Origin of the sequence: Streptomyces sp. I05A-00742 (assembly GCF_013055795.1) — a bacterium.
In the GTDB taxonomy this organism is placed as follows: domain Bacteria; phylum Actinomycetota; class Actinomycetes; order Streptomycetales; family Streptomycetaceae; genus Streptomyces.
Map to the genome: position 1 here is coordinate 78,438 of NZ_JABETO010000014.1, position 13,298 is coordinate 91,735.

A 13,298-nucleotide genomic window follows, 5' to 3' on the forward strand; every position below is an offset into this window, starting at 1 on the left:
CTCATTGAGTGAGAGTGCCAGGAGGAGCAAGTGCCGACTTACCAGTACCAGTGCACCGAGTGCGGCGAGGGCCTTGAGGCGGTGCAGAAGTTCACCGATGACGCGTTGACCGTGTGCCCCAGCTGCGACGGACGCCTGAAGAAGGTGTTCTCCGCCGTCGGCATCGTGTTCAAGGGCTCCGGCTTCTACCGGAACGACAGCCGCGGCTCGGCGTCCAGCAGCACGCCGGCGAAGTCCTCGTCCACGGCGTCTTCCCCGGCCTCGACGGCCTCGTCGTCGTCCTCGGCCTCGACGAGCGGCTCGTCCTCGTCCACGTCGGGCAGCGGTTCCACGGCCTCCGCGTCGTCGGCCGCCTGACGGACGCCCTCACTCCCCCGAACAGCGCAGACGGAGTCCGCCACCTCACCGCGAGGCGGCGGACTCCGTCGTGCGCGCGGCCGGGAACGGGACCCGGCGCGCGGCTAGGGTGGCCGCATGGTCAATACGAGCATGGCCGAGACGGTCGGCCCGCAGGCTGAGACAGGCGTCATCGGAGGGTCGGGGTTCTACTCCTTCCTCGACGACGTGACCGAGATCACCGTGAAGACGCCCTACGGGGCGCCGAGCGATTCCCTGTTCATCGGCGAGGTGGCGGGCCGCAGGGTGGCCTTCCTCCCCCGCCACGGCCGCGACCACCACCTGCCGCCGCACCGCATCAACTACCGGGCGAACCTGTGGGCCCTGCGCTCGGTGGGCGTCCGCCAGGTCCTGGGCCCGTGCGCGGTGGGCGGGCTGCGCCCGGAGTACGGGCCCGGGACGCTGCTCGTGCCGGACCAGCTCGTGGACCGGACGAAGTCCCGGGCGCAGACCTACTTCGACGGGGAACCGCTCCCCGACGGCACGGTCCCCGAGGTCGTCCACCTGAGCTTCGCCGACCCCTACTGCCCCGCCGGACGCGCCACGGCGCTCGCGGCGGCGCGCGGCCAGGGCTGGGAGCCGGTGGACGGCGGGACGATGGTCGTCGTCGAGGGCCCCCGCTTCTCCACCCGCGCGGAGTCGCGCTGGCACGCGGCCCAGGGCTGGTCGGTGGTCGGCATGACCGGGCATCCGGAAGCGGCCCTGGCCCGGGAGCTGGGGCTCTGCTACACGTCGATGGCGCTGGTCACGGACCTGGACGCGGGTGCCGAGACGGGTGAGGGCGTGACGCACGAGGAGGTGCTGCGGGTCTTCGCGGAGAACGTGGAGCGGCTGCGCGGCGTGCTCTTCGACGTGGTGGGGGCGCTGCCGGGGACCGCGGCGCGGGACTGCCTGTGCGTGCGGGTGCACGACGGGTGGGAGCTGGGGATCGAGCTGCCGTGAGGGATGGGGGTCCGACGTCTACGTCTGGCGAGGCTTAACTCCCAGGTGTGACAGGGTTTTCCACATCTCACAATCCTGTCCACAGGCCCCAACGGGGCGCCTGGGAATCCGGGATCGTGGGGAGCGTCGGTTCGGTGCTCCCCACGGCAGGCGGTGGTTGCCATGTCCTCTTTCTCACCCCTCTCTCCCTCGTCGTCGCGTCCTCCCTCCTCGCTCCCGCCCTCCTCTTCCTCCTCTCCGCCTCCCTCGCTCTCTTCGGTCGCCTCGGCGTCCTGGCCGGCGCCTCGGGCCCGGCCGTCCTGGGCGCCGCCGCCCACCTGCGACGTGCCGCTGTTCGCCCCGGTGCGGGTGGGGCGGAGGCGGCGCGGAACGGTCGCCGGGCGGGTGTTCCTGACCGCCGGGGTGGTGATCCTGTGTTCGGCGCCACTCGCGTACTGGGGTCTCCACTGATCGGGTCCGCGGATTGGACAGACCGGCCGGAGGGTCTCGTATGTTATGGAACCCACCATTTCGGTACGGATGCGCGCGGAGAGAGGCTGTTCGGTGAGCGAGAAGAAGACGGGAATCCTTGGGGGCTTCAAGGCATTCCTGATGCGGGGCAACGTGGTCGACCTGGCGGTCGCCGTTGTCATCGGCGCGGCGTTCACCAACATCGTGAACTCTGTCGTCAAGGGAGTGATCAACCCCATCGTCGGCGCCTTCGGCACCAAGGACCTGGACCGTTACGCGGCCTGCCTCAAGGGCCCCTGCACCAGGAACGCGGCGGGCGAGGTGACCAAGGGCGTCTACATCCAGTGGGGCGCGGTGCTCAGCGCCTCGCTCACCTTCCTGATCACCGCGGCGGTGGTCTACTTCCTGATGCTGCTGCCGATGAAGCGCTGGCAGGAGCGCCAGGCGGCCCGGCGCCCGGAGGACAACGGCCCGGCCGCGCCGACGGAGATCGAGCTGCTGGCCCAGATCCGGGACACGCTGATCGAGCAGCGGCGCGGGCCGGGCTCGGACTCGGTGCCCGCGCAGCGGTAGCGGGCGCGGGAGCGGGCGCGGGCTCGGGCGCGGACTCGGGCGCGGACTCGGGCGCGGACTCGGGCGCAGACATCGGCGGGCGGACGGAGACCCCGCCCGTACCGTCAGATGTGGTGCGGCGGCTTCTCGTCCAGGAAGCGCGCGAGGTCGGCGGCGGAGCCCTGGCCGGTCACCGGGCGCTCTCCCCATCCGCGGTCCGTGTCGTCCGACGACTGCCGGTCCAGCGGGTCGTCGAAGATCAGGGCTGCCGCGGGCTGGGGCTCGGGGACGGTGCTCATACTCCCAGGGTACGGGTGGTCCCGGTCGCGGCCCCCGCCACGGGCGGTGACAATCGCCGTTATGAGCGATACGCCCCGTCGGCGGCTCGCGAGCGGCTCGGGTGTCGTACGCCGGATGACCACCCGCGGCCGCGACGAGGAGCACCGCACCGCCACCCCGCTGGAGCTCTTCTTCGACCTGTGCTTCGTGGTCGCGGTGGCCCAGGCGGGCGGACAGCTGGTGCACGCGCTGGCCGAGGCGCACACGGGACACGGCGTCCAGGGCTACCTGATGATGTTCTTCGCCATCTGGTGGGCGTGGATGAACTTCACCTGGTTCGCCTCCGCCTACGACACGGACGACGTGCTCTTCCGCGGGGTGACGCTGATCCAGATCGCGGGCGTGCTGGTGTTCGCGGCGGGCATCCCGCGCGCCTTCGACTCCGGCGACTTCCGGGTGATCTGGTTCGGCTACCTGGTGATGCGGCTGGCCATGGTGGCCCAGTGGCTGCGCGCCGGCCTCTCCACGACCGGCCCCGAGCGCCGGACCGCCCTGCGGTACGCGGCGGGGGTGTCCACGTGCCAGGTCGGCTGGCTGGGCCTGGTGCTCCTGCCCGACCACGCCAAGCCGTGGCTCTTCCTGGGCATGGCGGTCTGCGAGATGGCCGTCCCGGTCTGGGCCGAGCGCGGGCATCCGACCGGCTGGCACCCGCACCACATCGCGGAACGGTACGGCCTGTTCACCATCATCGTGCTGGGCGAGACGGTGTCGGCGGCCACGGTGGCGGTCCAGTCGGCCGTGGACGAGCACCGGAGCCCCTTCACCCTGCTGCCCATCGCCGGCGGCGGCCTGCTGATCATCTTCGCCGCGTACTGGATCTACTTCGCCGTACCCATCCACCTGCACCTGATCTCCAACCGCCAGGCGTTCCTGTGGGGTTACGGGCACTATCTGGTCTTCGGCTCCGCCGCCGCCGTCGGCGCGGGCATCGAGGTGGCGATCGAGCAGGTCACCGGCAAGGCCCACCTCTCGACGTTCGCGGCATCGGGCACGGTCACCGTGGCCACGGCGCTCTTCATGTTCACGGTGTGGCTGATCCACTCCCGGCACCAGAAACGCGGCCGGTTGCAGCAGGCGGTGCTGCCCACCTCGGCGGTCCTGGTGCTGGCCTGCACCTTCGCGGGGCGCTGGGCGGTCCTGGCGGCCGGAGCGGTGGCGGCCGCCACCGTCGTCGTCGGGGTCACCCTGACGGCGCGCGGCGGGACGGCGCTGACCGCGGAAGACGACCGGAATGCGACGGCGGGGGCGTGAGCGGAGGCGTGATACGCATGGCGCCATGTCAAATACCAACAGCGCACAGCCCTCCGTCCGCACCGGTCCCCTGGACGCGCTCACCGATGTGCGCGGGCTGCGGGTCGGACACGCCGAACTGGCCGGTGCCGGTGCACTGACCGGCACCACCGTGGTACTCGCCGAGCCGGGCGGGGCCGTCGCCGCCGTCGACGTCCGGGGCGGCGGTCCCGGCACCCGGGAGACCGACGCGCTCGATCCCCGCAACCTCGTGCAGCGGGTGGAGGCGATCGTCCTCACCGGCGGCAGCGCCTTCGGTCTGGACTCCGCGTCCGGGGTGGTGGCCTGGCTGGAGGAGGCCGGACGCGGCGTCCGGGTCGGCCCCGACCCCGCCCAGGTGGTGCCCGTCGTCCCGGCCGCCGCCCTCTTCGACCTCGGCCGCGGCGGCGACTGGCGGGCCCGGCCCGACGCGGCTCTGGGCCGGGCGGCGACCGAGGCGGCAGCCCGTACGGACGTCGGGGCGCCCGTGGCCCAGGGCAACGTCGGCGCGGGCACGGGCGCCGTCGCCGGCGGGCTGAAGGGAGGCATCGGCACGGCGAGCATCGTCCTGCCCTCGGGGGTGACCGTGGCGGCACTCGCCGCGGTCAACGCCGCGGGCTCGGTGGTCGATCCGACGACGGGAGTGCTGTACGGGCAGTTGCACGCCGGCGGACGGGTCGCCTACCCCGAGGCCGCCCGGCACGAGGCGGCCCAGCGCACCCTGGCCGCCGCCCGCGAGGAGACCGCCCGGCGGACGGCGGGCTCCGTGCGACCGCCGTTGAACACCACGATCGCCGTCGTCGCCACCGACGCCGCCCTCACCCGCGCCCAGGCCCAGAAGCTCGCCGGCACCGCCCACGACGGCCTCGCCCGCGCCGTCCGCCCCGTCCACCTGCTCACCGACGGCGACACCGTCTTCACTTTGGCCACCGGCGCCCACCCCCTCAGCCCCCAAGACGTCCCGGACAGCGGCGACTTCGCCCTCGGCACCGTCAACGAGATCCTCGCCGCGGGCGCCGATGCCCTGACCCGCGCGGTGGTGAAGGCCGTCCTCGCCGCAGAGAGCGTGTCGGGCGCGGGCGGGGTGTTCCCGTCGTACCGGGAACTGTACGAGAGGTAGGGGGAGGGGAAGGGAGGGGTGGGGAGGGAGAGGAGAGGCTGGAGGGGCGGGGAGGGGGCGGGGCGGGGGGGCGGGGGGCGGGGGGGCGGGGGGGGAGGCCCCCCGGTGAAATGCGTGCGGGTTGGGGGTGGGGCGGCAACGGTGGGCGGTTTACATGGCGGGTACTTGGCCGTCCACCCCCGTTTCGTCGTTGCGCGCACGCCGAAAAGCGAGCCGGCTGCGGAGGGGAGGCCCGGCGGCAAAGTGCGAGTTGTTGGGTGGGGCGGGGTCGGTGGGCGGTTTACATGGCGGGTATTTGACCGACCGGCTGTTTCGTCGTTGCGCGCGCCGAAAAACAGCGCGCTGCGGAGCGGGAGGCCCGGCGGTGGAGTGCTGGCTGTTGGGTGGACGGCAGCGGTGGGCGGTTTACATGGCGGGTGCTGTGCCGACCGTCCCTCTCGTCGTTGCGCGCACGCCAAAAGCGGCCGGCTGGGCACGAGCAGGGTGGTGGCGGGCGCGAATTGGCCGGTGCGGACCTCGGGATGGCCGGGGCGCGTGGGGCGCGGGGCGTTGGTGGGGCATGGCTCGGGCGGGAGTGGTGGATCGGGGCGGGTTTTCGGCCCGACACGCCGTTACTGGCCGCCCGAATCCACCGATTGCCGTCCCAGTGGCCCGGAAGCCGGACGGTCGGCCCGGCCGCACGCCTCCTCTGTGTAGGTGGCTGGGGTGGTGTGGTGAATGAGGCAAGTGGGGTTGATGAGCTCAGGGCCGGACGGAAGTGGTGGATCGGGGCGGGCTTTCAGGCCAACACGCCGTGACTAGCCGCCCGGATCCACCGATTGCCGTCCCAGTGGCCCAACAGCCGGACGGTGGCCCGGCCGTGCGCGCCTTCTCCGTGGATGGCTGAGGTGGTGCGGTGAATGAGGCGAGTGGGGTCGGTGAGCTCAGGGCCAGGCGGGAGTGGTGGATCGGGGCGGGCTTTCAGGCCGACACGCCGTGACTAGCCGCCCACACCTACCAGTTACCGTCCCACTCACCCGACAGCCAGACGGTAGGCCCGGCCGTGCGCGCCCGCTCCGTGGATGGCCAGGGTGGTGCGGCGAATGAGGCAAGAGGGGTCGGTGAGCTCAGGGCCGGACGGAAGTGGTGGATCGGGGCGCAGTTGCGGGCCGACACGCCGTGATTGGCCGCTCGGATCCACCACTTCCCGCCCCACCGGACCGGAAGCCGGGCAACCAGTCCCGGCCGGGCGCCCGCCTTCCCGTAGCTGGCCGCATTTGGGCGCACGCAACGGCGAGAGGGGCGGACGGCCGAGTACCCGCCATGTAAGCCGCCCACCGCTGCCGCCCCACCCGCCAACCCGGAGACGGCCGACGGCCTCCGCCCGCGCACCCCCTCCTCCGCAGCCGGCCGCTTTTGGTGTGCGCGCAACGACGAAGCGGACCGTCGGCCGAGCACCTGCCATGTAAACCGCCCACCGCTGCCGCCCCACCCACCGGCTCGCAGACGCCGCCAGCCCCCGGCCCCGCGCCCCCTCCTCCGCAGTCGGCTGTCTTTGAGCGCACGCGACGACGAAGCAGGCGGACGGCCGAGCACCCGTCACGTAAACCGCCCACCGGCTCCGCCCCCGGCCCCCGCCCCCGCCCCCGCCCCCAACCCGCACCTCACCGCCGGGCCCCCGTTCCGCAGCCGGCCCGCTTTTCGGCGTGCGCGCAACGACGAAACAGCCGGTCGGCCAAGTACCCGCCATGTAAACCGCCCACCGGCCCCGCCCCACCCCCAACCCGCACGCACTTCACCAGGGGCCTCCCCGCGCCTCGCCTACACAGCAGCCGCAGACGCCGACGCAGGCGTCTCCGTCGGCGCTTCTGCCTCGCGTCGCAGGGCCGAGGGTGTGCCAAGTCCCTTGAGCAGGATGACCAGGGCGGCGCTCACGGCGGTGCCGGCGGTGATGGCGAGGAGGTAGAGGAAGGGCCGGCCGATGAGGGGGACGACGAAGGCGCCGCCGTGAGGGGCGCGGAGGGTGCAGTCGAAGGTCATGGACAGGGCGCCGGTGACGGCGCCGCCGGCCATGGCCGAGGGGATGACGCGGAGGGGGTCGGCGGCGGCGAAGGGGATGGCGCCCTCGGTGATGAAGGAGGCTCCGAGCACCCAGGCGGCCTTGCCGTTCTCGCGTTCGGCCGGGGTGAACAGCCGGCCGCGTACGGTCGTCGCCAGGGCCAGGGCCAGCGGTGGGACCATGCCGGCGGCCATGACCGCGGCCATCACCTTGAGGCTGCCGTCGTTGGGGTCGGTGAGGCCGCCGACGGCGAAGGCGTAGGCGACCTTGTTGAGCGGGCCGCCGAGGTCGAAGCACATCATCAGGCCGAGCAGCGCGCCCAGGATCACGGCGTTGGTTCCGGACAGGCCGCTCAGCCAGTCCGTCAGCGCGGACTGGAGCGAGGCGAGCGGCTTGCCGACCACCAGGAACATCAGGAAGCCGACGACGGCGGACGACACCAGGGGAATGACCACCACCGGCATGATCCCGCGCAACACGGCCGGGACGTCGACCCGTTGGACGGCCATCACGACCCCGCCCGCCATCAGACCGGCGATCAGCCCGCCGAGGAACCCCGCCTCGACCGTCACCGCGATCGCACCGCCGACGAAGCCCGGTACGAGCCCCGGCCGGTCGGCCATCCCGTAGGCGATGAAGCCGGCCAGCACGGCCACGAGGAAGCCGAAGGCCACGCCGCCGGTCTGGAAGAGCAGCGCGGCCCAGCTCATGGATTCGGTCCAGGCGAAGTGCTTCGCCACCGACGGCGCCTTGTTCACCTCGTAGCCGCCGATGGCGAAGCCCAGTGCGATGAGCAGTCCACCCGCGGCGACGAACGGAACCATGTAACTGACGCCCGTCATCAGCCACTTGCGCAGCCTGGTCCCGAACCCGTCACCACCCTCGGCCTCCGCGTCCATGGGAACGGCGGGCCGGGGCGCGCGTACGTCACCGCGCTCGGCCTTCTGCCGTACCTCGGCGACGAGTTCGGCGGCACGGTTGACGCCGGCCTTGACGCCGACGTCGACGACCGGCTTGCCCGCGAAGCGGTCGCGGTCCCGGACCTCGACGTCGTGGGCGAGGATCACGCCGTCGGCCGCGTCGATCACGGCCGGGTCGAGCCGGGTGAAGCCGGCCGATCCCTGTGTCTCGACCGCGATCTCGACGCACGCGGCCTGCGCGGCCCGTTCCAGGGCCTCGGCGGCCATGTAGGTGTGGGCGATGCCGGTGGGGCAGGAGGTGACGGCGACGATGCGGAACGGCTCCGCCGGGCTCTCCTCACTCGTGACGATGCGGGACGGCTCCGCCGGGGCCCCCTCGCCCGTTCCGTCCCAGGTCTCCCCACAGGCGTTCTCCCCGCCGGCGCTCTGCCCGCCGGCGCTCTGCCCGCCGACACCCTCCCCGCCGGCGCCCTCCGGGACACAGCCACTCCCCCCGGAGACCTCCGGCCCGGCCCCGAGCTCCTCGGCGGCAGGGCCGTCCGCATCCCCCCTGATCAGAGCCGCCACCCCCGCCGCGTCCGTGGCCGCGCGCAGCGCCCCGGTGAACTCCTCGTCCATCAGCTGCCGCGCCAGGCTCGACAGGATCGTGAGGTGATCGCTGTCCGCCCCCACCGGGGCCGCGATGAGGAAGATCAGGTCGGCCGGGCCGTCCGGGGCGCCGAAGTCGACGCGGGCGGCGGAGCGGCCGAAGGCCAGGGTCGGGGCGGTGACGTGGGCGCTGCGGCAATGGGGTATGCCGATGCCGCCGTCCAGGCCGGTGGGCATCTGCGCCTCGCGCGCGGCGACGTCGGCGAGGAAGCCCTCCAGGTCGGTGACGCGGCCGAGGTCCCGCATACGGACGGCGAGCGACCGGGCGGCCGCTTCCTTGGTGGCGGCGGACAGGTCCAGGTCGACCAGGTCCGCCGTGATCAGCTCACTCATCGCGGGCTCCCTTGCTCGCGGTAGCGCCTTGCGGGCGACGGGGATTGGTGGGGGGGAGGGAAGGAGGAGGGAACAGGAAGGGAGTCGGGCCGTCAGGCGGCCGGTTCGGTCAGGGCGCGGTCGTCCGGGACGGCCCGGGTGACCGTCACGGCGGACGGTTCGAGGTCGGCCGGGGCCGGCATCGCGCTGCCGGGCAGCCGCACGGCCGCCGCGCCGTGGGCCAGGGCCGAGGCGAGGGCGTCCGGGCCCTCGCCGCCGGCGGCGAGGAAACCGGCCAGGGAGGCGTCGCCCGCACCGACGTTGCTGCGGACGCATGTCACCCGGGCCGTGCCGAAGTACGTGCCGGAGTCGTCGACGAGAAGCTGGCCGTCCGCTCCGAGGCTGGCGAGGACGGCCCGTGCGCCGAGTCCGCGCAGTTCCTCCGCCGCCCGGGCCGCGTCTCCGACCGTCACCAGCGGGCGGCCGACGGCCTGGGCCAGCTCCTCCGCGTTGGGCTTGACGACGTCGGGGCGTTCGCGGAGGGCGGCGGTCAGCGAAGGTCCGGAGGTGTCGAGCGCGATCCGGGCCCCCGCGGCGTGGGCGCGGGCCACCAGCTGTCCGTACCAGCCTGCGGCGAGACCGCGCGGGAGGCTGCCGCAGCAGGCGATCCAGCCGGCGCCCGCCGACCGCTCCCCCACCGCGGTCAGCAGCGACTCGGCCTCGGCGGGCGTCAGTTCGGGTCCGGGGGCGTTCACCTTGGTGAGGGTGCCGTCCGGTTCGGCGACGGCCACGTTCACCCGCGTCGCACCGGCCACGGGCACCCCCGCGACGTCGATGCCCTGCTCCCCGAGGAGCCGGGCCAGCAGGGCGCCCTCCGCGCCGCCGAGCGGCAGGACGGCGGTGGTGGCACGGCCGGCGGCGGCGATCGCGCGCGAGACGTTGACGCCCTTGCCGCCGGGGTCGACGCGGTCCGTCCCGGCGCGCAGCACGGCTCCGCGCAGCAGCCGCGGGACCTCGTAGGTGCGGTCCAGGCTGGGGTTGGGGGTGACGGTGAGGATCACGCGCGCACCACCGCGGTGCCGGACCGCTCGATGTCCCGGGCGTCGTCGGGGCTCAGTCCGGTGTCCGTGATCAGCAGGTCGACGTCGGAGAGGTCGCCGAACCGGGCGAACTGCCGCTGCCCGTACTTGCCGGAGTCGGCCAGCAGCACGACGCGGCGCGCCGCCGCGATCGTCGCCCGCTTGACGGCCGCTTCGGCGAGGTCGGGCGTGGTGAGTCCGCCGTCGGGCGAGAAGCCGTTGGTGGCGACGAACGCGACGTCGGCGGCGACCTCGCCGTACGCGCGCAGGGCCCACGCGTCGACGGCCGCGCGGGTGCGGTGCCGTACCCGGCCGCCGACCAGGTGCAGCGCGATGCCGGGGTGGTCGGCGAGCCGGGCGGCGACGGGCAGGGCGTGGGTGACGACGGTCAGGCCGGACTCCAGCGGGAACAGTGCGGCGAGGCGGGCCACGGTGGACCCGGCGTCGAGGATCACGCTGCCGTCCGCGGGCAGTTCGGCCAGGGCGGCGCGTGCGATGGCGTCCTTCTCGTCGGCGGCGGTGGACTCCCGTTCGGCCAGGTCGGGCTCGAAGTCCAGCCGCCCGGAGGGAATGGCCCCGCCGTGCACGCGCCGGACCAGTCCGGCCCGGTCGAGTGCCTTGAGGTCGCGACGCACCGTCTCGGCGGTGACCTGGAACTCCTCCGCGAGGGAGAGCACGTCCACGCGTCCGCTCTCACGGGCGAGCCGCAGGATCTCCTGTTGGCGCTCGGCTGCGTACATGGGGTGAGGGGTCCGTTTCTTGCCCGGGTCTGTGGTTTTGACGGAAGCGTACGGGCGGCATCAACAGAAGTAAACAGACTCGGGCATACAACAGACAGAAGTGGGCATCCGTACCCAAGAAAGGGAAGAGAGAGACCGGTCCACCTGACCGACTATTTGCACTAGAACATATTTTCCTTGCCTCTAGTGCGACCCTTCACTACCTTTCCCGCCATGATCGCAACGCTGCCCGCAGCCACCACCGTTCTCACCGGCCGCCACGTCCGGCTGGAACCGCTCGGCCACGCCCACACCCCCGACCTCTTCGCGGCCGTCGGCGGCGACGAGGACCTGTGGCGGTGGACGTCCTCGCTCACGCCGCACACCGAGGAAGAGCTGGACGCGATCGTCGCGAGCCGGCTGGCCCGCCCCGGGTGCGTCCCGTTCGCGGTGATCCACCTGGGCAGCGGCCGGGCCATCGGCACCACCTGCTACTTCGACGCCAGTGTGCAGGGCGAGCAGGTGGAGGTGGGCGCCACCTGGTACGGGCGGGAACACTGGGGCACCGTCGTCAACCCCGAGTGCAAACTGCTGCTGCTCACCCACGCGTTCGAGGAGCTCGGCATGGGCCGGGTCGTGTGGAAGATCGACCACATGAACGAGCGCTCCCAGAAGGCCGTGCTCCGCCTCGGCGCGGTCCAGGAGGGAACGTTCCGTCGCCACATCCGCCGGCCGGACGGGACTTGGCGGGACAGCGTCTGGTTCTCCATGCTGCGCGACGAGTGGCCCGCGGCCAAGGCCCGGCTGGAGGAGCGCGTGGCCCGGGTCTGAACCCGAAGACCCCTAAGGGTCTGACCCCGAGCCCCCACGACGGGCGGGAGCCCCGGACACAGCGTGGCCCCCGTCCGGAATAACGAATTCCAGGACAGGGGCCGCACCATCAAACACGCGTGCTCCGCGCTCCTCCTACGCCGCTATCGGCTCCCCGGTCTCCGCCGGCACCACGTCCTCCACAACCTCCGCCCGGGAACGCTTCGGCAGCGCGAAGATCAGCGCCAGGACCAGGACGAGCAGCCCGGCGACCCACCACAGCGCGGAACGGTACGCGTCCCCGAACGCGACCGCGGACTGCCCCTTGGCCACCGCATCCTCGTCCAGCACGCCGAAGAAGACCACGGAGACCAGCCCGAGGCCGACCGCGTTGCCCAGCTGCTGCGTGGTGTTTATCAGGCCGGAAGCGGAACCCGCGTGCTCCCGCGGCACCTCGGAGAGGACGGCGTCGGTGAGCGGGGCCACGACGAAGCCCATGCCGGCGCCCATGACCGTCAGCGGCAGGGCCATCTGCCAGGGCGTGATGTCCGCGCCGTAGTGCCCGGCCTCCCAGATGTAGATCAGCACACCGGCAGCCATGATCACGGCGCCCGCCTGGAGGACCTTCCGGCCGAAGCGCGGGACGAGCTTCTGCACGGAGACCCCGGCGGTCACGGCGACGGCGATCGAGAACGGTATGCCGGTCAGGCCGGACCGCAGCGCGCTCCACCCGAGGCCGAGCTGCATGTACAGCGTCCAGCAGAGGAAGTAGATGCCGGAGACGATGCCGAACGCCAGCTGCACGCCGATGCCGGCGGCGAAGCTCTTGACCGTGAAGAGGGAGAGCTCGACCAGCGGCGAACCGTCCCTGCGCTTCTTGTGCCGCTCGTAGACGACGAACAGGGCCAGCACGACCGCGCTGCCGCCCATCATCAGGAAGCCCCAGAGCGGCCAGCCCAGTTCCCGTCCTTGGGTGAGCGGGTAGAGGAACATCACGATGCCGACGGTCGCCAGGGCGACGCCGACGAGGTCCAGCTTCAGCGCGTGCTCGGCCTTCGACTCGGCGATGAAGCGGCGGCCCAGGATCAGCCCGGCGACACCGACGGGGAGGTTGACCAGGAAGATCGGCCGCCACTCCAGGCCGAACAGGTTCCACTGGGTGAGCAGCGCGCCCAGGATCGGGCCGGAGACCGCGCCGAGCCCGACGATCGCGCCGAACATGCCGAAGACCTTGCCGCGCTCGTGCGCCGGGAAGGTGGAGTGCACGATGGCCAGCACCTGAGGCACCATCAGCGCGGCTGTGCCGCCCTGGAGAATACGGGCGACGACGAGCAGGTGCGGGTCGCCCGCGACGCCGCAGAGCATCGACGCGAGGGTGAAGCCCCCCATGCCGAGCAGGAAGACCCGCCGGCGGCCGTATATGTCCCCGAGGCGGCCACCCGTGATCAGGCCGGCGGCGAAGGCGAGGGCGTAGCCCTCGGTGATCCACTGGAGGACGCTGAACGAGGCGCCGAGGTCCTCGCTGATGCTGGGCATCGCGATGTTGACGATCGTCACATCGACGAGGTCCATGAAGGACGCGGTCAGCACGACGGCCAGCGCGATCCAACGGCGGCGGTCGAGGGGCGGATCGGTGCTCAGGGAGCTCACGGGGTATTGCCTTCCACTTCGTTTTCCGGGTGGCCCACGCTAGATCCCGCCTAG

11 protein-coding genes are annotated in these 13,298 nt (G+C 72.6%); 6 read left to right on the top strand and 5 right to left on the bottom strand.

Going from position 1 to position 13,298, the window contains the following annotated elements; genetic code table 11:
* The first annotated feature begins 30 nt into the window (after positions 1–30).
* From HN013_RS15875 to mscL, 3 genes are all read left to right on the top strand, one after another.
* Entirely contained in the window at positions 31–357 is a 327-nt protein-coding gene (locus tag HN013_RS15875) for an FmdB family zinc ribbon protein (protein WP_171166790.1), read from the top strand.
* Between the two features lie 132 nt (positions 358–489).
* The gene (locus tag HN013_RS15880; RefSeq protein WP_398979895.1) at positions 490–1,338 is read left to right on the top strand and encodes an S-methyl-5'-thioadenosine phosphorylase; all 849 of its coding nucleotides are present in this window, start codon (positions 490–492) and stop codon (positions 1,336–1,338) included.
* A 543-nt stretch (positions 1,339–1,881) separates the two neighbouring features.
* Complete coding sequence (gene mscL, locus HN013_RS15885) at positions 1,882–2,361, top strand: large conductance mechanosensitive channel protein MscL (protein WP_171166792.1); 480 nt, start codon at positions 1,882–1,884, stop codon at positions 2,359–2,361.
* 104 nt (positions 2,362–2,465) lie between these two features.
* Here the strand turns inward: mscL and HN013_RS15890 are convergent, their stop codons facing one another.
* On the bottom strand, positions 2,466–2,639 hold the full coding sequence (locus HN013_RS15890) for a hypothetical protein (protein WP_171166793.1): 174 nt from the start codon (positions 2,637–2,639) through the stop codon (positions 2,466–2,468).
* A 61-nt stretch (positions 2,640–2,700) separates the two neighbouring features.
* Between HN013_RS15890 and HN013_RS15895 the strand changes: the two genes are divergently transcribed.
* Positions 2,701–3,930, top strand: coding sequence for a low temperature requirement protein A (locus HN013_RS15895; protein ID WP_171166794.1), 1,230 nt, complete (start codon positions 2,701–2,703; stop codon positions 3,928–3,930).
* A gap of 25 nt (positions 3,931–3,955) precedes the next feature.
* Positions 3,956–5,068, top strand: coding sequence for a P1 family peptidase (locus HN013_RS15900; RefSeq protein WP_171166795.1), 1,113 nt, complete (start codon positions 3,956–3,958; stop codon positions 5,066–5,068).
* Between the two features lie 1,800 nt (positions 5,069–6,868).
* Here the strand turns inward: HN013_RS15900 and HN013_RS15905 are convergent.
* The 3 genes from HN013_RS15905 to HN013_RS15915 all read right to left on the bottom strand — a co-directional run bounded on the left by HN013_RS15905 (position 6,869) and on the right by HN013_RS15915 (position 10,805).
* On the bottom strand, positions 6,869–9,007 hold the full coding sequence (locus HN013_RS15905; RefSeq protein ID WP_171166796.1) for a fructose-specific PTS transporter subunit EIIC: 2,139 nt from the start codon (positions 9,005–9,007) through the stop codon (positions 6,869–6,871).
* 92 nt (positions 9,008–9,099) lie between these two features.
* Positions 9,100–10,047 carry a 1-phosphofructokinase gene (pfkB, locus tag HN013_RS15910; RefSeq protein ID WP_171166797.1) on the bottom strand — a complete coding sequence of 316 codons (948 nt, stop codon included), beginning with the start codon at positions 10,045–10,047 and terminating at the stop codon, positions 9,100–9,102.
* Complete coding sequence (locus HN013_RS15915; RefSeq protein ID WP_171166798.1) at positions 10,044–10,805, bottom strand: DeoR/GlpR family DNA-binding transcription regulator; 762 nt, start codon at positions 10,803–10,805, stop codon at positions 10,044–10,046. The genes pfkB and HN013_RS15915 overlap by 4 nt, the downstream gene beginning before the upstream one ends.
* A 213-nt stretch (positions 10,806–11,018) precedes the next feature.
* Here HN013_RS15915 and HN013_RS15920 point away from each other — a divergent pair, with 213 nt between their 5' ends.
* On the top strand, positions 11,019–11,615 hold the full coding sequence (locus tag HN013_RS15920; protein WP_171166799.1) for a GNAT family N-acetyltransferase: 597 nt from the start codon (positions 11,019–11,021) through the stop codon (positions 11,613–11,615).
* 135 nt (positions 11,616–11,750) lie between these two features.
* Here HN013_RS15920 and HN013_RS15925 read toward each other — a convergent pair whose 3' ends face one another.
* Entirely contained in the window at positions 11,751–13,244 is a 1,494-nt protein-coding gene (locus tag HN013_RS15925; RefSeq protein WP_171166800.1) for an MFS transporter, read from the bottom strand.
* Positions 13,245–13,298: the final 54 nt, after the last annotated feature.

Coding starts and splice junctions, on each gene's coding strand:
- HN013_RS15880 (WP_398979895.1), top strand. CDS start 490: ATGGCCGAGACGGTCGGCCCGCAGGCTGAGACAGGCGTCATCGGAGGG.
- HN013_RS15890 (WP_171166793.1), bottom strand. CDS start 2,639: ATGAGCACCGTCCCCGAGCCCCAGCCCGCGGCAGCCCTGATCTTCGAC.
- HN013_RS15895 (WP_171166794.1), top strand. CDS start 2,701: ATGAGCGATACGCCCCGTCGGCGGCTCGCGAGCGGCTCGGGTGTCGTA.
- HN013_RS15900 (WP_171166795.1), top strand. CDS start 3,956: ATGTCAAATACCAACAGCGCACAGCCCTCCGTCCGCACCGGTCCCCTG.
- HN013_RS15905 (WP_171166796.1), bottom strand. CDS start 9,007: ATGAGTGAGCTGATCACGGCGGACCTGGTCGACCTGGACCTGTCCGCC.
- HN013_RS15915 (WP_171166798.1), bottom strand. CDS start 10,805: ATGTACGCAGCCGAGCGCCAACAGGAGATCCTGCGGCTCGCCCGTGAG.
- HN013_RS15920 (WP_171166799.1), top strand. CDS start 11,019: ATGATCGCAACGCTGCCCGCAGCCACCACCGTTCTCACCGGCCGCCAC.